The following is a 22483-nucleotide window of genomic DNA, read 5'->3' on the forward strand; positions in this document are numbered from 1 at the left end:
TATAAAAAGAAAAGAATCAAAACTCCAAAGTGAATTTTGATTCTTTTCGTATAAGCAAAATATGGTATTTATTTACTTTTTTTGGACTTGTTTTTTTTAGCTTCCTCACTAGCTTTCATTGCTTCCTGTAATCTCTGCTGAAATTTGGAGGTCTTTTTATTCACATTCTTCTTCTTGTTTTCTTCCAGTATTTGCTTGATTTTATCTTCATCAATCATTTTCCTGATTAAAGCCTGTTGTCCATAAGTAATAATGTTGGCTACAAAATAATAGAAACTCAATGCAGCGGCAAAACTGTTCAACACAAACATAAATACCACAGGCATAATATACTGAATATTCTTCATTGGTCCCTGTACCGAACTAACCTGCCCCTGAGACCATGTGATCAATAAAGTGGAGAGCGTCATTAATATGGTAAAAAGACTGACATGGTTACCATAAAAAGGAATAGTGAAAGGTAAAGTAGCAATGCTATCATAAGTAGATAAATCATTGGCCCATAAAAATGCCTCCTGCCTTAACTCTATAGAACTAGGGAAGAAATAGAACATAGCAAATAGAATGGGCATTTGAAGTAATAATGGAATACAGCCTGAAAGCGGATTCACCCCCACTTTTTGGTAAAGCTGCATCTGTTCCGCCTGAGCTTTTTGCATATCTCCACCATGTTTTTCTTTTATTTCATCCAGTTGTGGTTTTAGTACCTTGGTTTTTGCCATCGATACGTATGACTTATAGGAAAGTGGAGATAATGCCAACTTAATAAGAAATACAAGAATGATAATGATGATCCCATAGTTACTAATGTATTTCTCCAGTACATGAAATACATTGATAATTACGTATTTATTGACTAAACTAATTGGAAACCACCCTAAGTAAATGTTTTCTTCAAAATCTGCAGCAACAGTTTGAAGTATTTTGTAATTGTTAGGTCCGTAATAAAATTTAAATTCTCCTTTTTTGTCTTTTACTTCCGAAAGAGCAATTTCAACTTTCATTTCCCCGTCTTTCACAAACTCATCTGATAAACCTTCCTGGGAAACCTTCGCATGCGCTCGCTGCATAGGAATATCAGTAATTAGAGCTGAGTTAAAGAAATTTTGCTTAAAAGAGAACCATTGAATGGGCTCAGTTAAAATTTCCTCATCTGTATCAGCACTTTCACTCAAATAGTCCATACCGTCTTCTACCGAATAGTAGTTGATGGTAGCCTTTCTTCTGCTTTCTGTAAGATCTTTTTCGAACTTACGCATCTTTTTATTCCAGATAAGAGTGAAATTTTCACCGATTATTTCATTTTGAAATCCATTTAACGCAAGTTCATAACCTACTTCATAGTGCGATCCGGAAAGTGTATAAATTTGTTCAATGCTTCTTCCATTACCAAAATCAGCCTTAAATACAACTCTGGAGGTATCACCTGCTTTTAGGATGGAGTTTGGTTTTTCTACTAATTCATAATTCAATTCGTAAAGATCCACTGCGCCAACAGCGGCATTCACTATTAATTGTTGTTGATCCAAACTTTCCTCTGCCAAAACCAATGGTTGACCATCGTAGGTTTCAAAATTCTTTAATTCCAATTGGCTGATGATCCCTCCCTTTTTGTCAAAGGTTATTTCAATAACATCTGTATTAAAAGTGATTAATTCAGATGTACCATTGGCCGCAGAGGCAAAAACACCATATTTTGATTTCAGAGACTCATTGATCAGTGAATCACTTTCCAAATTTTCCGCCCTACTTCCGTCATTGTTGCCCAATGTTGATGTATCCCGAGATTCAGGAGATTCTACTTGTTCCGTTTGATCATTGGTTTCATCGACTACAGGGCCTGGTGCATCTGCAAAAAACCAGAAATAGGCAATTAATAATATTGAAATAAGGATAAGTCCCGTTGCTTGATTTTTTTCCATTTATATTATATTAATTCGATTCAGATAAAATTTTATGCTCTAAACTAGCTTTCACAAACCTCACAAACAAAGGATGTGGATTGAGTACTGTACTTTTTAATTCAGGGTGAAATTGGGAACCCACAAACCATGGATGATCTGGAATCTCAATGATTTCCACCAATTGAGAATCAGGATTGATACCACTTGCAACCATGCCCCCTTTTTCAAATTGTTGCAAATATCTGTTATTAAATTCGTATCTGTGCCTATGTCGCTCATTAATTTTGGTTTTTCCATAAGCCTGGTAGGCTTTTGTATTTTTTTTGAGCTCGCAAGGGTAGGAGCCTAACCGCATAGTGCCCCCTTTCAAAGTAATGTTTTTCTGATCTTCCATTAAGGCAATCACCGGATGCTTTGTCTTTTCATTAGTCTCTATAGAGGCGGCATCCTTTAGTCCAAGTACGTTTCTGGCAAATTCTGTTACAGCACATTGCATACCTAAACAAATCCCGAAAAAGGGAATTTTATTTTCCCTCACATATTTAATAGCAGCAATTTTCCCTTCAATACCACGTTCACCAAAACCTGGGGCTACCAATACTCCATGCATATTTGAAAATAATTCTGCTACATTTTCATCATTTACATCTTCCGAATGGATCCACTTTAAGTTAACTTTTGTTTCGTTTTGTGCCCCGGCATGGATAAATGATTCTGTAATGGATTTATAGGCATCAGGTAATTCAATATATTTCCCTACCAAAGCAATATTCACTTCAGACAGAGGGTTTTTTAACCTCCCCAGAAATTCTTTCCATTGGGTAAGTTCAGGTTCAACTTTATGGGAGAGTTTCAATTTGGCTAAAACTCTTTCATCAAGTTTCTCTTTTCGCATCAACAAAGGCACATCATAAATAGATTCAGCATCCATTGCTTCAATGACAGAACTTACATGAACGTTACAGAATAGGGCTATTTTCTTTCTGATTTCGTGAGGTAATTTATGCTCTGTTCGGCAAACCAAAATATCGGGTTGCACTCCTGACTCAAGCAGTTGCTTTACAGCATGCTGGGTAGGTTTGGTTTTAAGCTCTCCGGCAGCTTTCAAATAAGGCACCAAGGTTAAATTGATGACCAAAAAATTATTATGGCCAACATCCCATTTTACTTGTCTTATGGCCTCAATAAAAGGCAAGGATTCAATATCTCCAATACACCCGCCTATTTCAGTAATCACAATATCATACTCTTCCTTTTCAGCTACAGCATAGATATTCCTTTTGATTTCATCTGTGATGTGAGGAATTACCTGAACCGTTTTACCCAAATAGGCACCTTCACGTTCTTTAGTAATTACGTTATGATAAATTCTGCCGGTAGTTACATTATTGGCTTGTGAAGTACTGATATTAAGAAATCTTTCATAATGGCCTAAATCCAAATCTGTTTCAGCTCCATCGTCAGTAACGAAGCATTCCCCATGCTCGTATGGATTTAAAGTACCCGGATCAATATTGATATAGGGGTCTAATTTTTGGATGGTTACAGAGAAACCGCGTGCCTGCAAAAGTTTTGCCAATGAAGCTGCAATTATCCCTTTACCTAATGATGAAGTAACACCTCCGGTAATGAAGATGTATTTTGTTGTTTTTTGAGATGCCATAAGATTTGTTCAAGTCGCCTTAGTACTTATGGGATACAAAGGTAAAAGAAGCAATTGAAAAATGAGTCATTAATATGAATAAATATGAATGTATTATTTCCATAAATGATCAAACCACTATTAATTAACGATTTGTAATGTTTTTATTCTAAAATTTTGAAAATATCCCCTTTTTCAAACTCATTGATGGTTTTATAAGTATGGATATTATTAATATTAACCTTGATTAATCCCTGATGCTCGCTGGCTACCAATGCACCAGTCTCTGTTTTTATCCAGTTTTCCCAACTGAATTCCACGCCCCCCACAGGAATAATCTGCACCCACATTTTAACGGATCGGGGTAGCCAGGTGGTTTTATCTACCACCCAAAGATAGGAATCTCCCGGTGTAACTCCGCCAGAAGTATATTTTACAAGTAGGGCCTCTGTTTCTTCATTTTCTGTTTCAACATAATACCTTTCCGTACCAGAATCCCTGATTTTAGTGATTGGGTTAAGCCAAAAAGAATCATTGGCCCAGTATTCATAGGCATCCTTGACAAATTCTACAGTTGCTGCGGAATCCCGAAGTAGCTTGCCTTTTACAATGGCTTTTCCAGTAATATTATTTAAATTGATAAAAACCTCATAATCATCCCAAACCACCTGGGCATAGTGCCTGTTTTTATCCCAAACGTGTTGATGTTCTCCTTTGAAATCCCAGCTAACAACATCAGTAGCTTGCCAGGCAGAATCATTTACTGCATCTAAAATTTTATCTGCCAATGCCTCAGCTTTTTCACCTTTTTGCCCTTCTGGCAATGGCTTGTCAATAACTAAATAAGCAATATACCCCACTATTGTCAGGGAAACCAATATTATAAATAGCCACTTTAAAAATTTCATAACGATTTGTCAAAAAGGAATATAAATCAATTTTTTAGTTTCAAAAAAATCTTCTTTAAAATAATCGGAAAGAGAAATTTCCTGGTAAGGTCTTTTAATTTCTTTCATTTCCTCATCTAAATCGCCACCTTTAAGTGCCAATATGGCTGCTTCTCCTGTAGGTGTTTTTGCAACTATTTTTTGCTGTACCCAGGGGATGAAGTTATTCATTCGGGTTACAGCACGACTTACTACTATATCAAAGGTTCCTTTTACTTTTTCAGCCCGTTGGTGTAATGAAGTAATATTCTCCAGCCCAAGGCTTTTGCTTACTTCTTTTACAACTGTTATTTTTTTACCAATGGAATCCACCAGGGTGAATTTAGCTGTAGGGAATAGAATAGCAAGGGGTACGCCCGGAAAACCACCTCCTGTACCCACATCAAGAATTTTTTTGTCACTCAAGTCCATAAACCTGGCTATTGCCAGCGCATGTAAGACATGGCGTTCATAAAAATGCTCAATATCTTTTCTGGAAATAACATTGATCTTTTCATTCCACTCTTCGTACAACGGCCCCAATGCTTGCAATTGATTTTTTTGTACTTCCGATAAATCCTGGAAATACTTCTCAATAATATCGCTGTTGTCCATACTTAAAAATTCTTTTCTTTTCCCTCTATCAACTCTCTCATAAGCTCTCGTGAACGGTGCAATTGCGCCTTGATTGTACCGAGGGGAGAATCAAGTTCCTGCGCTATTTCCTCATAAGAAAGTTCCTGGAAATAGCGAAGTTTCACCAACCTTTGATATTTAGAGGGTAATTTGTCCACAAACATGCGCATGAGCTCAATCCGTTGTTGCCTTATGGCACTGTCCTGGGGAGTCAAATTTCTGTCTTCAATGTCTATGCCCACGGCATCTCCATTGTCATCAGTATAGGAAGAATGGATACTGATGGTCCTTAGCTTTTTCTTTCGGATAAAGTCAATTGCATTATTAGTTGCAATCCGGAAAAGCCAGGTGCTAAAAGTATAGTCTTTCTTAAATCTATGTAAACTTTTAAAGGCCTTTGAAAATGCTTCAATGGTTAAATCCTCAGCGTCATCTACGTTTCTAACCATTTTGAGGACCATATGATAAACAGGTTTTTTATATCTTTTCATCAATTCAGCATAAGCCATTTGATTTTTGGCTAATACGGCCTGATCTATCAATCTAAAATCCTTTAATGCCTTTTCTGAAAAACTTCTGTTTTTATTTATTTCCATTTAACTTTTTTTGACAGTAGTGCATTGGTTCCTATTACCCAATAGTAAATATTAAAAAGTATTTCCAATAGGGGGAACAACCATAATTTATTTATATCTCCAAACTTGGTGCTAGTTTTCCGGAACACGACACATTGTCCTATCATTCTTAATGCCATTAAAAGCGAAACCAATAGAATTTCCTGCATTTGACCAACACCAATTACGAAGATAAAGAATATCCATAACATTGTTTGTGAAACATGATAGAGTCCGAGAAGGAATTTATCTTTCTTCCGATAAAATTTACCCACTGAAAGATGTCTTTTTTTCTGAGTGATAAAATCTTTCCAACTTGTTTTTGGTTTAGAATAGAGGGTAGCCTGCATATCTGTGCAAATTGCCGTATTCGTGCCATTAGCATGTTTGTTTACAAATAAATCATCATCGCCACCTGTTATATTCAAATATTCCTTGAATCCTTTATTTTCCAAAAACAACGACCTTTTATATGATAGATTACGACCTATACCCATGTAAGGTTTTCCTGATAAGGCTAAAGAAAGATATAAAATGGCAGTTTGCAATGTTTCATAGCGTATAAACTTGTTCAATAAACCTGTTGATTTTTCATATTGGGAAACTCCTAAGACAATTTTTGTATCCTTGCCATAGCAATATGCCATTTTGGCAATCCAGTTTTTGCTGATGGCCTTGCAATCAGCATCGGTAAGTAGGATGGTTTCATATTGAGAAGCTTTGATGCCGATAGTGAGGGCGTATTTTTTGTGGTTAATATGCAGAGGAACCTCATCAATTCTAACCACTTTCAAAAAAGGGTAATCATTCCTGATGCTTAGGAGCCAATCATAAGAACCATCGTGGGAGCGGTCGTCCACTACAATTACTTCAAAAACAGGATATTCCTGTGTCAGGATACTTTGAAGTCTTTCCCGAAGATTGTCAATTTCATTATGTGCACAAATTACTACAGATACTTCCGGTTGGGAGTGAGAGGGAGTAGGTTCAGGGGCAAAAAAAGAAAGTTTTAGAAAATATCTGATTAAAAAATAAAGTTGGATGCATAAGAAAAAGCAGAAAATATAAAAAAGAGGGTGGAAGTTTGTCATGAATGAGAAAAGTCTTTTCTTGGTGTTTTGACAAAGATATTGGAAAATAAAAATTATAAATTCTTAAGAAGCTATATTTTTGCACTTCTATGACATTTACCATTTCAGATAAAGATAAAAACTCCAAAGCCAGGGCAGGTTTGATGCAAACAGCCCATGGAGCTATAAGGACTCCCATATTTATGCCGGTGGGCACTGCAGGTTCAGTAAAAGCAGTACATCAACGAGAACTGCATGATGATATCAAAGCCCAGATTATATTGGGCAATACTTATCATTTGTACCTTAGGCCGGGATTGGAAATCCTGGAAAAGGTGGGAGGACTGCATAAATTCAATGGATGGGACAAACCTATTTTAACAGATAGTGGGGGGTACCAGGTGTACAGCCTTTCCGGAACGCGCAAGATTAAAGAGGAGGGCGTTACTTTTAAATCGCATATTGATGGTTCGAAACATGTTTTCAGTCCTGAGTATGTGATGGATATTCAGAGAAAAATTGGTGCAGATATAATGATGGCCTTTGATGAGTGTACACCTTATCCTTGTGACTATGAGTATGCCAGAAAATCTATGGACATGACGCACCGCTGGCTGGACAGGTGTATCAACAGGTTTGATGCCACTGAAGGAAATTATGGGTATGATCAAACGCTTTTCCCCATTGTGCAAGGCAGCACTTATAAAGACTTGCGTAAACAATCAGCTGAAGTAATTGCTTCAAAAGAACAGCAAGGAAACGCAATTGGTGGATTATCTGTTGGGGAACCCGCTGAGATGATGTATGAAATGACTGAACTGGTTTGTGATATTTTACCTGCTGACAAGCCGCGTTACCTGATGGGAGTGGGGACACCTGCCAATATCCTGGAATGTATCGCCTTGGGAGTTGATATGTTTGATTGTGTGATGCCTACACGAAATGCAAGGAACGGAATGCTTTTTACCACTGAGGGTATTATCAACATCAGGAATAAAAAATGGGAGGATGATTTTTCAAGTATTGATCCGGGACTTACGGGTTATGTTGATACATTTTACTCGAAAGCCTATTTGCGCCATTTAATGATTTCAAAAGAAATATTAGGCGCACAAATCGCCAGTATTCATAATCTGGCTTTTTACCTTTGGCTGGTAGAAAGTGCCAGAAAAGAAATTATTTCAGGCACATTTTACGAGTGGAAAGAAAAAATGGTCGGAAAATTGATGCAAAGGATTTAAGTAAGAAAAGCCTATGAAAATTTTAGATAAATACATCATCAAGAAATTCCTTTCCACTTTTATTTTCGTGGTAGTAATCATATTAGCCATTGTGGTAGTAATTGATTACACAGAGAAAAATGATGATTTTATGAAGCACAATCTCACTTTTATGGAGATTTTGCCTTATTATGGTGGGTTTATTCCATGGATAGCCAACCTTATTACCCCTATTACTATTTTTATAGCAGCGGTTTTTGTTACGTCCAAAATGGCAGGCCATACTGAAGTTATAGCTATGCTTGCCGGAGGAATGAGTTTTAGGAGGTTTATGAGACCTTATTTTATTGGTGCAAGCATCATTGCATTGTTTAGTTTTTTTCTAAATTCTTATGTCATTCCAAAAGCCAATAAAACCCGGATAGCATTTGAAATAGCTTATACAAAGAAGCCTTTTTACTTTAATGACAGAAATATTCACCTCAAAATTGCGCCTGAGATTTATGCTTATATGGAAAGCTATAACAATCAGCGGGATGTTGGCTACCGTTTTACTTTGGAAAGAATTGCAGATAAGGAGCTTAAGGAAAAATTAAGCGCCAGGAGAATAGAGTGGGATTCGGCCAAATCGAGCTGGACGATAAAGGATTGGGAACTTCGGAAGTTTGATGGTTTTAAGGAAAAAGTTACTAACGGAGCAGAAATAGATACAGTACTTAATTTTACACCCAATGATTTCGCCAATAGTCATGGTTTGCAGGAAACCTTGACGATGGCGGAGCTGAACGATTATATTTCCCTGTTAAGGGAACGAGGTGCAGATAATGTGAAGGTATATCTCATTGAGCGATATATACGCTATATGTCACCTTTTGCAGCTCTCATTCTTACTTTCATTGGTGTTATATTATCTTCCAAGAAAACAAGAGGAGGAACAGGTTTTCAAATTGCTTTAGGTTTTGTGATTGCCTTTGTCTTTATCATCTTCTTCATACTGAGCAAGGCTATAGCTGAGAATTCCACGATGAACCCGATACTGGCCGTTTGGTTGCCCAATATTACATTTACCGTTTTAGGGTTGATTTTATATAAATTTGTTCCACGATGAACAATGAATTAAAAAGCTATTTCAAGTTGCACTTTATTGTCCTCATTTGGGGATTCACTGCAATTTTAGGCTTACTAATAGCCATTCCCGCAGTTGAAGTAGTATTTTACAGAACATTATTGGCGACTGCGGTATTAGGTATTTTGCTGGCAGCTAGGAGAAAGCAATTCGCCATTGGCAAATATGAAATCATCAAAATTGTTGCTACAGGGTTTATTATAGCTGCTCATTGGATATTATTCTTTGGAGCTGCACGTGTGTCTACAGCCTCTGTATGTTTGGCAGGAATTGCCACTTGCTCTTTTTGGACTAGTTTGATTGAGCCTTTGATGACTAACAGAAAGGTGAAGATCTACGAAGTAATATTGGGAATTGTGGTGATGTTTGGCTTATACGTTATTTTCCGGTTTGAATTTCAGTATGCTCTGGGAATAACAATGGCCATTATTTCAGCCATGCTGGCCAGCGTATTTACAGTGCTAAATGGTAAATTTACCCACAGGCATAATCCCTATACCATTACTTTCTATGAGATGTTGGGGGCATTTATCGGTACAGCTATTTTTATACCTGTTTATGCTACTTATTTCAGCAATACAGCTTTTGATTTGATGCCAAGTGGGTCAGATTGGTTTTATTTAGTTATCCTGGCAGGTATTTGTACAGTGTATGCTTTTTCTGCTTCTGTTAAAATTCAGCAGGTTTTGAGTGCTTTTGTTGTAAATCTTACAGTGAATTTAGAACCAGTGTATGGAATTATAATAGCCTTTCTTATTTTTGGGGAGAAAGAAGAAATGTCCACCGGATTTTATATGGGAACATTTATTATTTTACTTTCTGTTTTATCGTATCCACTGGTAAATAAATTGGCCAATAGAAAGGCACTACAAAGCGATACTCTACGTTAAATATTGTGTGATTGTGAAATACTATTTTTTATTTATACTATCTCTATTTTTTGGTTTTCAGGTATTTGCACAGAATGATGTAAACATTTATGCCCCTGAATTAATTGAAGAAGAAGTTGGCAAACAGGTGGTTTTTAAAGTGGATTGGACCGCTATCAATAAAGACCAATATAAGCTCACATGGAAAAGTGATGCCCCGGATGCAAAATTTGATCTCCAGGAAATGGAGTTTTACTGGCAGCCAAAAAGCAACGAATCAGGTTTGTACAGAGCTACTTTCTTTATAAAAGACTCAGCCGACCAAATTGTGAAGAAAGCACAAACACTGATTAAAATACAAACACCAAAGCAGCTTCCGCGCTTCTACATGATTCCGGATTCATTGAATCAAAGGCCTTATATTAAACTTTTGCAGGGAGAACGTTACCGGATGGAATTTGTGGCCACCAGTCCCACAGCAACTGACGAAGATTTGATTCTTAGTTACATACTGGATAGCAATACAGATCTTAAGAGTTTCGATAATAGTGATTTGCATATTATTGGTAACAGGCTCATGTTGGATTGGAAGCCTAGCCAGGAGCAAGCAGAAAGAAAGTACTTTGAAATGGAGCTTATAGCCGTTGATGCCAACAATACTGCTGGCAGGAAGAAGTATCGTTTTCAGATTATTGATCAAAATTTACCACCACAATTGAGGAACAATATAAATGCTACTTACATTATTACTGCCGACCAACAACTTGAAATCGATTTTTCTGTAACTGACCCTGATAATGATCCCATTGCATATAATGTTGAAATACCGGTAACCGTTGGCAATCCAAATATCAGTAATTCTGGTCGTTTTACATGGAGCCTCTCCACCAGTGAAATGGCAAAAATAAATTCAGTTTTCCCACTGGATGTAAAGTTGACGGCCAGAGACTTACGACATCCTGAAGATTTTGTAGAAAAAAACATTACTATTCTGAAAAGTGATAAAAATGACCCTCCTGTTATTACCAAGCTTACCAATCTTTCTGTAAGGGAAGGATATGCTATTAAAAGAAGGGTTTTTATCAGAGACAACAATCATAATACTTCTGATTTGCGGTTTGAGCTGGACAATGAACCGGATTGGCTTTACCTGCAACAAGAGGGAGAGAGGTTGTATTTAATGAGTGATACCATTGATTATGATGTAGTGAAAGCTGATGGTATTCCCGTTCAGTATGATGTGTTATTTACTGTAACTGATCCGGATGGGGCTTCAGATAGCCAATTTTTTAATGTCACTGTTAATCAGGGAGTTAATACAGTGGAAGTGTACCGTGATCTTGAGCACTACCATAAAGAAACTGATGCTTTATTGGTGGGATTGAGAAAACAGATAAAAGAACTGGACAGAAAATCACAAAAAAAACGGAATTTGAAGAATGCCTTATTGTTTTCTACTTTCTTTTTAGGAACCTTCAGTGCCACCGGTTCATTTTTTGATGATCACACTATTGCGCGCCAGTTAGTGCCTTATGCAGGGGCTTTATTGGCTATTTCCAGTAGTGTAAATGCTTTGGCTTTTAATCAGGAAGGAAAAATCAATTCCATTAAATTTCAATTAGAAGATATAGAAAAAAGTATAGTAAGAAATAAAAGTTACCTGCAGACTTATTCTGTACAAAATGAAACTGATGATGAATTACGAAACACTGAACTGGTGAATCGTGTGCAGAATTATCGCCAGTCACTTATAGAACAGCGGATAGAACTTCAAAAACTGGAAGCAGAATACCGTGAGTTAAATTATGTGCAACGCAGAATCAAACGCTTCAGAAGAAAAGGTAAGCTTGATGAAGTAAAATGGAATTTCCTTCATTAGAAAATGAAGGATTATTAAATATTTTGCTTTTACAAGTTATATAATTGATCAACTATTGAACCTTCAGGCTTCTCTTTAAATATTCCGTACATAGTGGAGCCACTTCCTGTCATGGAAGCATAAATGGCACCGGAATCATATAATTTATTTTTGATTAAGGCTAAAGTAGGGTGTTGCTTAAATACACTTTCTTCAAAATCGTTCTTTAAATTATTTTTCCAATCTTTCAGAGGGTGGTTTTCTATGATCTCCTTAATAGGAGTTTCAGGGTTTTTCGGATGAATTCCATTATAAGCTTCTTTAGTTCCTATATGGATACCCGGGAAAACCAATCCTACGAAATAGCCCTGTAAATCAACAGCGATATCTTCAAAAATTTCTCCCCGTCCGCTTACTAATTTTGGTTTGTTTTGGATAAAGAAAGGGCAGTCACTTCCCAGTTTTAAAGCGTAATTTTCCAGCTTTTCCGTGGATAGGTTTAGTTTGAAATAATCGTTAAGCAATTTAAGCATAAAAGCCCCATCTGCGGAACCACCACCAATACCAGCACCCATAGGAATGGCTTTATGAAGTACAATTTCAACCTCCGGCAAATTAAATTCCTTGTTCAGTAAATGATAGGCTTTCCAGACCAGGTTTTCCTCGGGCTTCCCAGGTATTTTCAAGCCCGTACTTTCAAAAGTTGTTCGTTGAGCAGGTATAATTTCCAATGCATCTTTTACAGGAATAGGGTAAAAGCAGGAAGATATATTATGATATCCATCCGCTCTTTTGGAGAGGATGTTTAACCCTAAATTAATTTTGGCATTGGGAAATGAAATCATCTAAGATGGGAGGAATAGACCTGGCAGGTTTTTAAAATCTGCCAGATCTTATTGTTTAATTTTAATTTCTCAATTTTGTCTTATTTCATTTGGTCTATCATTTCCTCAGAAATACCTGTGAAGGAATAACCACCATCATGGAAAAGATTTTGCATGGTAACCATACGTGTGAAATCAGAAAACATCATGATAATATAATTGGCACAATCTTCGGCAGTGGCATTGCCTAATGGTGACATTTTTTCTGCGAAATTGAAAAATGAGTCAAATCCACTGATTCCTGATCCTGCTGTAGTAGGTGTGGGAGACTGGGAAATAGTATTTACCCTTACATTTTTAGTAGTTCCGAAGCGGTAACCGTAACTTCTTGCAATGGATTCTAATAATGCTTTTGCATCAGCCATGTCGTTGTAAAACGGATACGTTCTTTGAGCAGCTATGTAAGACAAGCCAACAATAGACCCCCATTCGTTAACTACTTCCATTTTATCAGCTACCTGCATCATTTTATGGAATGATACTGCTGAAATATCATAAGTTTTTTGTAACCAGTCGTAGTTCAGGTCATGATAAGCTTTCCCTTTACGCACATTTGGGCTCATGCCGATGGAGTGAAGGATAAAATCAAAATTTCCGCCTAAAATTTCTTTGGACTGGGTATAAAGGTTAGTGATATCTTCCACTGAAGTGGCATCTGCAGGGATTACCTCGGTATTACACTCTTTGGCCAATTCCTGAATACCACCCATTCTCATGGCTACAGGTGCATTTGTCAATACAAATTTTGCGCCTTGTTCCTTGGCTTTTATTGCTGTTTTCCAGGCGATCGAATTTTCATCCAAAGCTCCTGTGATAATTCCTTTTTTTCCGGCTAATAAATTATTTGACATAGTTTTGTTTCTTTTTGAATAAGCAAAAATAGAAATTTATTTCAGTAAGGAATAATTAATAAGTAATAATGCTTTCTGAATGATCAATTCGGGAGGAAGGTGCCTCTATTCAGCCTCCAGGCTGTAGTGGGCTGGGCTTTAATTTGCGTGGCAAGAATCAAAATAACCGGTTTCAATGATAAATATTTTCATTCATTTGGCCATCTATCAACATTCCCTTGCTATATTTAATATGAAGTTGATTGTGTGGCAGGATTCTTGTAATATGCAACATCTTATTTTAATAGACTAAATATGAAAATCAGAAGTGTTTTATTGAGCCTTTTTGTAGTTTTTTTACCCTTTCAATCATGCGATGTAGTACAACAGGTTGCTAATGATTATGGCATTGATACAGGCACAGGCTTGACTGAAAAGGAAGTAATTCAAGGATTGAAGTCAGCCCTGGAAGTAGGTACCAATGCCAGTGTACAGACTTTGTCAAAAACAGATGGATATTTAAAGGATGCGGCCATCAAAATTTTATTGCCTTCAGAAATTAATTCAGCTATTACCCAATTGAAGTCTACCTCGGCAGGTAGGAAAATTTATGACAATTTGATCAAAGACATTGAGGAGGATATGGTTATTAGTTTAAACAGGGCAGCCGAAAATGCTGCTGTAAAAGCCAAGCCTATTTTTGTAAATGCCATCAAAAGTATGACTATTCAGGATGGTTTTAATATATTGAAAGGGCAGGATGATGCAGCAACCTTATATTTAAAGAATAAAACCTTTAATCAATTAGTGGATGCTTTCAAACCTGAAATTAAAACTGTGTTGAAAAAACCTTTGGTTTTTAACAAAAGCAGTGAAGCTATTTATAGCCAATTTGTAAAATCTTACAATGATGTGGAAAGAGCTGATGTCATTAATGCTTTAAAATTAAGTCCCATTGAAGAGAGCGATTTATCGGCATTTGTTACTCAACGGGCACTGAACGGGATCTTTCAAAAAATAGCTTTGAAAGAAAAAGACATCAGGGAAAACCCATCGGCAAGGATAAATGATATTTTGAAAAAAGTATTTGGAAGTTGATGCATTTGCTGACTTAAGTTGCCTTTGTCTGAATCCGTTTTCCTGTTCAGAAGTTTTAATCAGGGAGAGAATCCTTAATAATCCAATGAGTTTGGTTTAGAAATATTTATTTCTTTTGCCTGATAACATGATAGCTATACCCGCTACAATGGCCGTACCAACAGTGATTTTTTTGATCATTGTCTTGCGGTCATGCTTCCATTGCGCTCCCCAACCTTTTTCTGCTATAATGTTGGGAAATTGACCTTTTTTGATGTCATCTACCAACCCTTCCAGTTCATTTACTCTATCGGCAAACAAAAGGGACAACCAGTGGGTATGTTCATTTTCGCTGTATTTAAAGGCGAAACGCCTGATCATTCCACTTAAACCGGAGGGTTCAGGGGCAAGGCCGAAAACAGCACTCACATTGGGCCTTTCATTTGAATGAAGCACCTCCCGATCTACAGCTTGTTGTTTTGGTCTCTTCCAGTTGTAACCTTTGTGTTCACCATTCGTGCGGTTTTTCATCGGATAAACGGGATCGTTTTTAGGGTCGGCATCTATAGCCCACCCCTTAATATGAGAATAGTCTTTATTTGATTTGTTTTTCATAATAGTTATGATTTTAAAGTTCTATGCTGATGGTGGAATAAGTACAGGCTTGATCACATGATCCAATTTTTCAGAGAAAATACGATAGCCATCAGCTACTTCTTCCAGTGGGATTCTATGTGTGATTAATTCTTTTGGGTTGAGCACGCCTTTCTGGACATGCTCTATTAGCTTAGGCAAAAGCCTTTTTACAGAAGCCTGCCCGGCTCTCACAGTTATGCCTTTATTCACTACATTTCCTATTGGTACCAGGTTACCGGTTGGGCCGTAAACGCCCACCACTGATACAATCCCTCCTTTTTTCACCCCGTTTATTGCCCATTGAAGTGCAGTGGCTGATCCTGCCTGCAACAGCAGTTTTCTTCCGGTTATTGTTTGTAAAGCATCGCCTGCGGCTTCTGCTCCCACAGCATCAATACAAACATCAGCTCCCAACCAATCTGTGGTCTGTTTTATAAATTTAACAGGATCTTCCAATGAATTGAAATTATAAACTTCGCAATCAGCGTATTTTTGAACAAAATCCAGTCTGTATTCTTCCTGATCAATGACTATTACCCTGCCTGCTCCAAACAGCCAGGAGCATTTTGCTGCCATTATTCCTACAGGACCAGCCCCAAAAACCACTACTGTATCACCTTTCTGTATGCCACCCATTTCCGCGGCCTGGTATCCGGTGGGGACAATATCTGTCAGTAAGACTGCATCGTCAAGGTCTAAATTATCAGGGATCACCATAGGGCCCACATTGGCGTAAGGCACCCTTACGTACTCTGCCTGACCGCCCTCATGTCCCCCGGCAATATGCGAATAACCAAATATACCACCCAGGGCCGTAGATTGCGGATTAGATTCATGGCAACTTGCATACAATTCTTGTTCACAAAAAACACATTGTCCACATGCAATATTAAAGGGAACAATGACCTGATCTCCTACCTTAATGTTTTGAACATCTGTGCCAATTTCTTCCACTATTCCTACAAATTCATGTCCGAAAGTAGAGCCTATTCGGGTGTCAGGTACATTGCCATTATAAAGATGTAAGTCTGAACCGCAAATGCATGAGCGCGTGACTTTTATAATAGCGTCTTGAGGATGTTCAATTTCAGGAATGGGTTTGTCATGGTCGAGCCGGATTCTCCGGGTTCCCCTATAGTTCATAGCTAGCATAGCCGTAGGTTTTAAGTTTAAAAAATATCATTTCTGATTTTAGCTAAAAAAGTAATCATCTCTCACTTTTCTATTTGATTACGTTTTCATATAAACGTAGTTTCGAATCATGCCGAAAACCTCATTTGTAGAGCACCGTTAATTTTACTTGAATGAATGTTAAAGTGCTCAAATAAATGATTGTCAACCACACTTCTTCTGGCTGGTTAATTATTACCCAAAGGTCACATGCGTTGCTGAGTGCTCAAATTTGTGCTCAATGGAAAAAGGATAAGCAACCTGACAGGTGGATTGACACCTTGATGGCCACAGCGGAACATGATGATGCTAACAATGAGTTGGAAAAGCAAGATATCCTGGAAGAAAATGGTACTCCTAAAAATTACAGGAAGAATTCTTTTGATAAGGGCTATTGCGATAAACTTCTTAACATGGCCATGACCAGGGGTCGCTATATCACTTTGCTTATTTCCCGGCATATCCAGTTTTTATATGGAGATGAAAGAAATGCTAAATCTTATTGTAAGGGATTGCAAAAACTTGAAAGCTCCTGGCTAAAAGAGGCAAATTGCACGAGAGATGAAATAAATAAAAGTTATAAACTATTAGAATTCTGTGATGCTTTCTCTTTGTTGATTTGTGAAAATGTCATACAACCGGAAGAACGAAAAATTGAAATTAGCAATGGGCCGGATGGAAAACCCTATCAAGTTTTTTTAAGGAAAGGGGAAGGATTGATCGTTTCGCCCTGGCCCTTTGAGGTGGAAAATTTCACTGTCTATTATGAAACGAGATTGCTTCAACAATTAAGCTTTAAGAGTGCTTCGGTATTTAAAAAAGCTTTTCATTCAGTTCCTGTAAACATGTGTAAAATGCTGATTTCCAAAAGATAATCTGTAGTGATGTTCAGATGAAATAGAGTCAACTTCTGTTTTTAATGGTTTCATTTTAATGAATAATAAAAAATCCTTTACTTTACTCTGAATAATTGCTGAAAACAACAAGTCCAATGGGTTGTTAATTCATTGGTTATGTCCTAATGATATTTGGAATGGCTATAAGAATCCAATATGTTTTATAAAATCCTAAATTAGATGAGAAAGGTTTTCTTAATTGTTTTTTTGCTTGTTTCAAGTGCTACCCTCGCATTGGCTCAAAAAACAGAAAAATTCAAAGGCGAAATTAAAGTCAATAAAGAAGAAACTGCAAATGCACGTTTTGACTATATACAAAATAAAGAAGAAAAAATACTTGATGGGGAATATGAGATAGAATTTAGCAAGAGAGACAGTCTTTTTGATTTGGATTTCACTAAAATATTGTGGTCAGGGAAGTTCAAAAAAAACAAGCGCGTAGGCGAATGGACCTTCCGTCAGGATGATCATTTACTCACCATCAATGATGTCAGGGATTTCAATGTGAATTATGCTTTAATTACAAACAGGAAAGTTTTAAATGCACAATATTCCCAATCTGTTAGAGAAGGGGACTGGCGCTTTAGTAAACAAACTTTTATAGAGGGTGGTTTAGAAAAACAAATTAGCGATAGTAAAATGAGTTTTAAGAATGGTCACCTTATCTCATATTTTAATTTGGATTCTAAGGAAGAGGATACTTTCCGGGTGGAGGGTAAATTTGATGAGAAAGGTTTCCTTGACAATGAATGGGTCTTTGTTTACTGGCAGGATAGTTTGAAAATAACAGAAAAAAGATTGTATGAAAATGGATTTCTTTTGAAAATTCTAAAGACCTCAAATAATGATACCATTCAGGAAGTGAACTTTGAGGATGCAAAAGAAAAATTAGCCTTACTAAAAGAGAACCCGGATTCAAAAACCATCAAAGTAGCGGATAAAGGTTTTCCTTTATTATTTGATCTGGGCTATCACCCTTCCAATGAAGCAATTTTGGCCCAGAAACAAGCGAATCAATTGCTTTATGACAAACTGATGCAAATGCTTAAAATGGATACGGCCATAAGCAGGAATAAACCCAATTTATTAAAAACAGCCAGGTTTGAATTTACTATTACAGAGGAATTTAAGAAAGATATAGAATTAGCTAAACAATACACTGATAGTATCAAAAATATTATTCATACACCGGATATGGATAATTTTTTTGAAATAAACAGTCAGAAGACAGATTCCATGTCGTGGATTTATAATTATTTTTCATTGGTGGATCAGCATATAGATTCTATTGGAGAGGTATTAGATATGAATGAGAAGGATTTTAAGTACATTAATACATCCATTTACTTTAGTGATCATCTTAAGTTTTTGAATGAGGCAGATACTATATCCTACCAATTTGGTGATGAAACAAAAACGAAAATAATTAACTATCAAACCTTCAATATAAATGATATTGCTTATCTGAAGTTACGCCTGGAGGAGGAGCTAAAAAAAGTAGAGATTCTTGCTTGGAGTGTGCAGGAAGAGTTGGATAAGAGCATGCGTTCCCAAAAGCTGGAGCAGTTAGATAGAAATATTTTGAAAGCCAAAGGGGAGGTTGATTCTATATTTCAAGAACATGACACGATTCAATTATCCCATGTACTTGGTAAAATAAGAAAGGAATTTGTTGAGAGAGGTTTTAACCAACATATGCAGCATTATTCCAATGCCAAAGATTTTGATCAAAAAATAGAAGTAGGCTATGAAATATTGAATTATTTAGATGAATTACGGAATATTCCACAGAGAATCAGGGATATTGAATTAATGGAGGAGAAAATTGAAGAAGCTTATACAACCACTAAATTTGATCCATATACCTTCAATTATGATTTTGAAACCAAGATTAAGCGTAGAATATATGATAAAGCAGCTGTTGACCTGTATAATTATTTAATACTCCTTTTACAGCAGGAAAAGAATTTTCAAAGTTTAAAAAAGCGACTTGATTTGATTGATGCTTTACAGTTCAGATTATTAGAGTTGCTCGGAGAAGATACTCGCAGACTGGAACGGAGGATGAAAAGAAAAAGCAATCCTGAAGAAATAATTGAGCTTTTAGAATTAAATGAAGAAATATAATGCATAAATATTTCATATTGTTTTGCATAGTTTGGGTATTACCCATCCTCTATTCAATTCCAATTATTGCACAGAATGATGGCACTCCTAATCCCAACCCTGACGTCCCTGAGAGAAAGGAAATCAGGAATGTTACGGAAACCTGGATTGGTTTATATACTAAATACCGGATAAAAGAAAGACTATTTTATTATGGGGAGTACCATCTAAGAAGGAGGGATCAGTTTTGGAATGAAATGGGACAGATTTACCTAAGATTTGGCTTGTCCTATTTAGTAAATAAGAATTTTGAATTTACTGCAGGAATTGTTAATCCCTACTATTGGGCTCCTGGTGGTGACAGTGAAGGAATTGATAAAGTAGTGTCTCAATTTAGGGGGTGGCAGCAATTTCTTTTTATCATTCCATTTGATCGTTTAAAAATTTATCATCAAATCAGAACTGAGCAAAGGTGGAAGAGGGACTACACAGAAGGCTCTGAGTTCAAGCTGGATTTTCGGTTTCGGTATAAATTACTGGCCTATTATCCGCTAAATAAGCCAACACTTGATCAGGGAGCTTTGTTTTTATCTACCTATAATGAAATATTTATTCAGGCTGGAAAAGGTGTTATATATAATCATTTTGAAGATTTTCGATTCTTTGCCGGTTTAGGATATATTCTTAACGATCAGGTTCAGTTTCAAACAGGATATCAATGGACTTATCGCCATGATGATTCACCATTTTTGTATCAAAGTAGGCATATAGTCAGATTTAGCATATACCATAACCTGGATTTCTTTGGCAGAAAACAAAAAGAAAACAGGAGTATACCTGTTGGACAATAAATGCTTACTCCAATAGCTCGAGGTATTATTTAAAATCAATTTCTCAGAGTAGCCAAAACAGTTTAGAAAATAAGATACTATGGCGAAATTGAAATAGGTACACTAAAAATCTTATCGTAACCGATCCATTGATCGTACCAATTTTTCATCTTTACGGATAAATCTTCCTGCCAGTGAGTTGAATACTAAGGCGATAGCTGGTAGAAATAAGCCGTACTGGTAACCGCCTTGTGCTTCTCTGAGGATATTGCCTTCAGCCTGTGAAGCCCAATAAGCTGAGAGGCCTAAAGCCACTCCAATGACTATGGAATTAACAGCACACAAAATGATTTGCTTCATCCTTTTTTTGTACAAACCAATAGTAATAAAAGCCAGGCAAGTAGCTATAAGTCCTAAAATGCCGGGAATAGCGTAAGGCATAAAAATGTTATTGACACCTTCTTCTGCGGAAGGTACAGTTTCCATGTAAAAAGCTGTTTGAGTATAAGAAGCACCGGTTTTCACTTCCTCTTTTTGCCAAATTGGGGCAAATAAAAATATCAACATTGAAAGGCCCACTATCAATAGAAAAATAGTTTGTATTCTTTGGATCATCGAAAGTTCTTAATTTGTGTTATGCAAAGATAATTGAAAATTAATTGGATGCTTTATTTTACATGATTAAAGATGAATTTTCTTAATAGTGAAGAAAAAAGAGGTGCTCTTAAAGAAAATTTCTAAACCAATTTTGTGGATTTTTCGATGGGGACTAATCAAGAGAGTAAAACAGGGATTAATCCGTATTATGATAGCAACCGGATTAATCCCATTAAATGAGTTTATATTTTCAAGATTTGTTTCCTCAACTAGCGTTCCCAAAATGCAGGAGGCTCAACTCCCAATGCTCGTAAATAAACATAGCCCTGACCTCGATGATGGATTTCGTTGTCAATAAAATATAAGATGGAAGATTGAACAGTGCCTTCGTATTCTCCAAAAGTTTTAATGGTTTTATGAAAGTCTTTCGGTTTAATTTGGGGCCATAATCTATTAATTTCCTCAGTAGTTGCATCCCAGAGTTCAAGTAGCTTAGCTTTTTTGTTTCCATGTTCAATATGTTCTTTCAATTCTGAGGTTTTTCCACTCACAATTTCTCTAAGTCCCGGACCGGCAATTGCCAAAAGTTCCATGGTCATTTCTGCAAAAGTGCGCATCCCACCAATTGAAAATTTGAAAAATTGTTCTTCAGGAAAGGCCTCAATTACCCTTCTGGTTAGTCCTCTATGTCCTTGCCAGTGTGCCAATAGCTCTTCAGGAGTTATTACCTGGGAAATTTCAGTAGTTCTTTGTGCTGTTTGTGTGTTCATGATTAAAAAGTTTAAAATGAAAATTATTTGAAACAAAACTAATGGGCGGAGATGACAGCCCTGTGTCAGTAGTAAAATGGAAATTGAAATTTCTTTTTTTGTTCCTAAAAAGAGCCCTTTAACCTAGGTAAAAAGAGTATTTTTTAAATTTTAAAATTTAGAGAGATTCTGTTGACATAAGGTTGTCATCAGCCGGTTGTTTCTTTGTATTATCATTAAAACCAAAGAAACCATGATAGATACAGTAACTCAAAAACAAACGGTATTTCAAACTTTAATAAGTGATTATGCCAATTATAACTATTGGGCCAACAAACAATTAGCCGATTGGTTGATGACAAAGCCTGAAGAAAAGATAGATCAGGAAATTCCCTCCAGTTTCTCAAGTATCAGGAAAACACTTCTTCATATGAAGGATACCCAGGAATTTTGGTTGAATGTACTCAGGGAACAGCAAAATATTGAAAATGAAGTGAGTAAGGGATTTGACATTGAAATGAGTGTTTCAGAAGTATTTGACAGTATTATTGATCAATCCGGGGTAATGGCCAGTGTAATCGAAAATTATAGTGAAGCAGCTTTAACGGAAGAGGTGATAACTATAACACCCTGGTTTGAATCCACTCAGCCACGTTATGAATTAATACAACATTGTATGAACCACAGCACTTACCATAGAGGGCAAATAATTACTATTACCAGGAATTTGGGGATTACGGATGCTCCCATGACCGACTTTAATTTTTATTTGTTACAAGTAAAAGGATGATTAAATTTGGAATAAGTCTTCGGGTGAAGTCTTATCTATTTGATATATATCAT

The 22483-nt window shown here is 36.6% G+C and carries 21 protein-coding genes; 9 read left to right on the forward strand and 12 right to left on the reverse strand.

Annotation, left to right across the window (positions count from 1 at the left end; all coding sequences use genetic code 11):
* Positions 1-68 precede the first annotated feature (68 nt).
* The 6 genes from yidC to JKA74_RS03200 form a co-directional block, all read right to left on the reverse strand.
* The gene (gene yidC / locus JKA74_RS03175) at positions 69-1922 is read right to left on the reverse strand and encodes a membrane protein insertase YidC (RefSeq protein ID WP_201429705.1); all 1854 of its coding nucleotides are present in this window, start codon (positions 1920-1922) and stop codon (positions 69-71) included.
* Positions 1923-1932: 10 nt separating this feature from the next.
* Complete coding sequence (locus JKA74_RS03180) at positions 1933-3567, reverse strand: CTP synthase (protein ID WP_201429706.1); 1635 nt, start codon at positions 3565-3567, stop codon at positions 1933-1935.
* A 143-nt stretch (positions 3568-3710) separates the two neighbouring features.
* Positions 3711-4454, reverse strand: coding sequence for a hypothetical protein (locus tag JKA74_RS03185; RefSeq protein WP_201429707.1), 744 nt, complete (start codon positions 4452-4454; stop codon positions 3711-3713).
* A 9-nt stretch (positions 4455-4463) separates the two neighbouring features.
* Positions 4464-5087 (reverse strand): 16S rRNA (guanine(527)-N(7))-methyltransferase RsmG, encoded by a 624-nt coding sequence (gene rsmG / locus JKA74_RS03190; protein ID WP_201429708.1) that lies wholly within the window; start codon positions 5085-5087, stop codon positions 4464-4466.
* A gap of 2 nt (positions 5088-5089) precedes the next feature.
* Complete coding sequence (locus tag JKA74_RS03195; RefSeq protein ID WP_201429709.1) at positions 5090-5704, reverse strand: RNA polymerase sigma factor; 615 nt, start codon at positions 5702-5704, stop codon at positions 5090-5092.
* Positions 5695-6813, reverse strand: coding sequence for a glycosyltransferase (locus JKA74_RS03200; RefSeq protein ID WP_201429710.1), 1119 nt, complete (start codon positions 6811-6813; stop codon positions 5695-5697). The genes JKA74_RS03195 and JKA74_RS03200 overlap by 10 nt, the downstream gene beginning before the upstream one ends.
* An 89-nt stretch (positions 6814-6902) precedes the next feature.
* On the opposite strand from JKA74_RS03200, the gene tgt reads away from it, so the two are divergent.
* From tgt to JKA74_RS03220, 4 genes are read left to right on the forward strand one after another with little or no spacing between them, the layout of a single operon-like run.
* Positions 6903-8033 (forward strand): tRNA guanosine(34) transglycosylase Tgt, encoded by a 1131-nt coding sequence (gene tgt, locus JKA74_RS03205; RefSeq protein ID WP_201429711.1) that lies wholly within the window; start codon positions 6903-6905, stop codon positions 8031-8033.
* A gap of 13 nt (positions 8034-8046) precedes the next feature.
* Complete coding sequence (locus JKA74_RS03210; protein WP_201429712.1) at positions 8047-9120, forward strand: LptF/LptG family permease; 1074 nt, start codon at positions 8047-8049, stop codon at positions 9118-9120.
* Positions 9117-10028 carry a DMT family transporter gene (locus tag JKA74_RS03215; RefSeq protein WP_201429713.1) on the forward strand — a complete coding sequence of 304 codons (912 nt, stop codon included), beginning with the start codon at positions 9117-9119 and terminating at the stop codon, positions 10026-10028. Before JKA74_RS03210 ends, JKA74_RS03215 begins: the two co-directional genes overlap by 4 nt.
* Before the next feature lie 13 nt (positions 10029-10041).
* Positions 10042-11886: an AAA family ATPase gene (locus JKA74_RS03220; RefSeq protein WP_201429714.1), complete on the forward strand. Its 1845-nt coding sequence runs from the start codon at positions 10042-10044 to the stop codon at positions 11884-11886.
* Between the two features lie 29 nt (positions 11887-11915).
* Here the strand turns inward: JKA74_RS03220 and ispE are convergent, their stop codons facing one another.
* Both ispE and JKA74_RS03230 read right to left on the reverse strand, forming a co-directional pair.
* Positions 11916-12710 carry a 4-(cytidine 5'-diphospho)-2-C-methyl-D-erythritol kinase gene (gene ispE / locus JKA74_RS03225; RefSeq protein ID WP_201429715.1) on the reverse strand — a complete coding sequence of 265 codons (795 nt, stop codon included), beginning with the start codon at positions 12708-12710 and terminating at the stop codon, positions 11916-11918.
* Between the two features lie 80 nt (positions 12711-12790).
* On the reverse strand, positions 12791-13600 hold the full coding sequence (locus JKA74_RS03230; protein ID WP_201429716.1) for an enoyl-ACP reductase FabI: 810 nt from the start codon (positions 13598-13600) through the stop codon (positions 12791-12793).
* A 294-nt stretch (positions 13601-13894) separates the two neighbouring features.
* On the opposite strand from JKA74_RS03230, the gene JKA74_RS03235 reads away from it, so the two are divergent.
* Positions 13895-14677 (forward strand): DUF4197 domain-containing protein, encoded by a 783-nt coding sequence (locus JKA74_RS03235; RefSeq protein WP_201429717.1) that lies wholly within the window; start codon positions 13895-13897, stop codon positions 14675-14677.
* A gap of 96 nt (positions 14678-14773) precedes the next feature.
* Here JKA74_RS03235 and JKA74_RS03240 read toward each other — a convergent pair whose 3' ends face one another.
* Together JKA74_RS03240 and JKA74_RS03245 are read right to left on the reverse strand one after the other, a co-directional pair.
* Entirely contained in the window at positions 14774-15271 is a 498-nt protein-coding gene (locus JKA74_RS03240; RefSeq protein ID WP_201429718.1) for a hypothetical protein, read from the reverse strand.
* A 21-nt stretch (positions 15272-15292) separates the two neighbouring features.
* Positions 15293-16444: a zinc-dependent alcohol dehydrogenase gene (locus JKA74_RS03245; RefSeq protein ID WP_201429719.1), complete on the reverse strand. Its 1152-nt coding sequence runs from the start codon at positions 16442-16444 to the stop codon at positions 15293-15295.
* A gap of 176 nt (positions 16445-16620) precedes the next feature.
* Here JKA74_RS03245 and JKA74_RS03250 point away from each other — a divergent pair, with 176 nt between their 5' ends.
* The 3 genes from JKA74_RS03250 (at position 16621) to JKA74_RS03260 (ending at position 20315) form a co-directional block, all read left to right on the forward strand.
* A complete protein-coding gene (locus JKA74_RS03250) occupies positions 16621-17337 on the forward strand; it encodes a DUF3891 family protein (RefSeq protein ID WP_201429720.1) in 717 nt (238 codons plus the stop codon).
* A 201-nt stretch (positions 17338-17538) separates the two neighbouring features.
* On the forward strand, positions 17539-19485 hold the full coding sequence (locus JKA74_RS03255; protein ID WP_201429721.1) for a hypothetical protein: 1947 nt from the start codon (positions 17539-17541) through the stop codon (positions 19483-19485).
* Positions 19485-20315, forward strand: a complete 831-nt coding sequence (locus JKA74_RS03260; RefSeq protein WP_201429722.1) for a DUF2490 domain-containing protein — start codon at positions 19485-19487, stop codon at positions 20313-20315. The genes JKA74_RS03255 and JKA74_RS03260 overlap by 1 nt, the downstream gene beginning before the upstream one ends.
* A gap of 111 nt (positions 20316-20426) precedes the next feature.
* Here JKA74_RS03260 and JKA74_RS03265 read toward each other — a convergent pair whose 3' ends face one another.
* Both JKA74_RS03265 and JKA74_RS03270 read right to left on the reverse strand, forming a co-directional pair.
* The gene (locus JKA74_RS03265) at positions 20427-20909 is read right to left on the reverse strand and encodes a DUF4293 domain-containing protein (protein WP_201429723.1); all 483 of its coding nucleotides are present in this window, start codon (positions 20907-20909) and stop codon (positions 20427-20429) included.
* 251 nt (positions 20910-21160) lie between these two features.
* Positions 21161-21661, reverse strand: coding sequence for a DinB family protein (locus JKA74_RS03270; protein WP_201429724.1), 501 nt, complete (start codon positions 21659-21661; stop codon positions 21161-21163).
* Positions 21662-21893: 232 nt separating this feature from the next.
* On the opposite strand from JKA74_RS03270, the gene JKA74_RS03275 reads away from it, so the two are divergent.
* A complete protein-coding gene (locus JKA74_RS03275; protein WP_201429725.1) occupies positions 21894-22430 on the forward strand; it encodes a DinB family protein in 537 nt (178 codons plus the stop codon).
* Positions 22431-22483: the final 53 nt, after the last annotated feature.

This window comes from Marivirga aurantiaca (assembly GCF_016679925.1).
Classification (GTDB): Bacteria; Bacteroidota; Bacteroidia; order Cytophagales; family Cyclobacteriaceae; genus Marivirga; species Marivirga aurantiaca.

What these genes read in the sequence shown, in the direction of transcription:
- yidC (WP_201429705.1), bottom strand. Translation starts at nt 1,922, where the DNA reads ATGGAAAAAAATCAAGCAACGGGACTTATCCTTATTTCAATATTATTA.
- JKA74_RS03180 (WP_201429706.1), bottom strand. Translation starts at nt 3,567, where the DNA reads ATGGCATCTCAAAAAACAACAAAATACATCTTCATTACCGGAGGTGTT.
- JKA74_RS03185 (WP_201429707.1), bottom strand. Translation starts at nt 4,454, where the DNA reads ATGAAATTTTTAAAGTGGCTATTTATAATATTGGTTTCCCTGACAATA.
- rsmG (WP_201429708.1), bottom strand. Translation starts at nt 5,087, where the DNA reads ATGGACAACAGCGATATTATTGAGAAGTATTTCCAGGATTTATCGGAA.
- JKA74_RS03195 (WP_201429709.1), bottom strand. Translation starts at nt 5,704, where the DNA reads ATGGAAATAAATAAAAACAGAAGTTTTTCAGAAAAGGCATTAAAGGAT.
- JKA74_RS03200 (WP_201429710.1), bottom strand. Translation starts at nt 6,813, where the DNA reads ATGACAAACTTCCACCCTCTTTTTTATATTTTCTGCTTTTTCTTATGC.
- tgt (WP_201429711.1), top strand. Translation starts at nt 6,903, where the DNA reads ATGACATTTACCATTTCAGATAAAGATAAAAACTCCAAAGCCAGGGCA.
- JKA74_RS03210 (WP_201429712.1), top strand. Translation starts at nt 8,047, where the DNA reads ATGAAAATTTTAGATAAATACATCATCAAGAAATTCCTTTCCACTTTT.
- JKA74_RS03215 (WP_201429713.1), top strand. Translation starts at nt 9,117, where the DNA reads ATGAACAATGAATTAAAAAGCTATTTCAAGTTGCACTTTATTGTCCTC.
- ispE (WP_201429715.1), bottom strand. Translation starts at nt 12,710, where the DNA reads ATGATTTCATTTCCCAATGCCAAAATTAATTTAGGGTTAAACATCCTC.
- JKA74_RS03230 (WP_201429716.1), bottom strand. Translation starts at nt 13,600, where the DNA reads ATGTCAAATAATTTATTAGCCGGAAAAAAAGGAATTATCACAGGAGCT.
- JKA74_RS03235 (WP_201429717.1), top strand. Translation starts at nt 13,895, where the DNA reads ATGAAAATCAGAAGTGTTTTATTGAGCCTTTTTGTAGTTTTTTTACCC.
- JKA74_RS03240 (WP_201429718.1), bottom strand. Translation starts at nt 15,271, where the DNA reads ATGAAAAACAAATCAAATAAAGACTATTCTCATATTAAGGGGTGGGCT.
- JKA74_RS03245 (WP_201429719.1), bottom strand. Translation starts at nt 16,444, where the DNA reads ATGCTAGCTATGAACTATAGGGGAACCCGGAGAATCCGGCTCGACCAT.
- JKA74_RS03250 (WP_201429720.1), top strand. Translation starts at nt 16,621, where the DNA reads ATGATTGTCAACCACACTTCTTCTGGCTGGTTAATTATTACCCAAAGG.
- JKA74_RS03255 (WP_201429721.1), top strand. Translation starts at nt 17,539, where the DNA reads ATGAGAAAGGTTTTCTTAATTGTTTTTTTGCTTGTTTCAAGTGCTACC.
- JKA74_RS03260 (WP_201429722.1), top strand. Translation starts at nt 19,485, where the DNA reads ATGCATAAATATTTCATATTGTTTTGCATAGTTTGGGTATTACCCATC.
- JKA74_RS03265 (WP_201429723.1), bottom strand. Translation starts at nt 20,909, where the DNA reads ATGATCCAAAGAATACAAACTATTTTTCTATTGATAGTGGGCCTTTCA.
- JKA74_RS03270 (WP_201429724.1), bottom strand. Translation starts at nt 21,661, where the DNA reads ATGAACACACAAACAGCACAAAGAACTACTGAAATTTCCCAGGTAATA.
- JKA74_RS03275 (WP_201429725.1), top strand. Translation starts at nt 21,894, where the DNA reads ATGATAGATACAGTAACTCAAAAACAAACGGTATTTCAAACTTTAATA.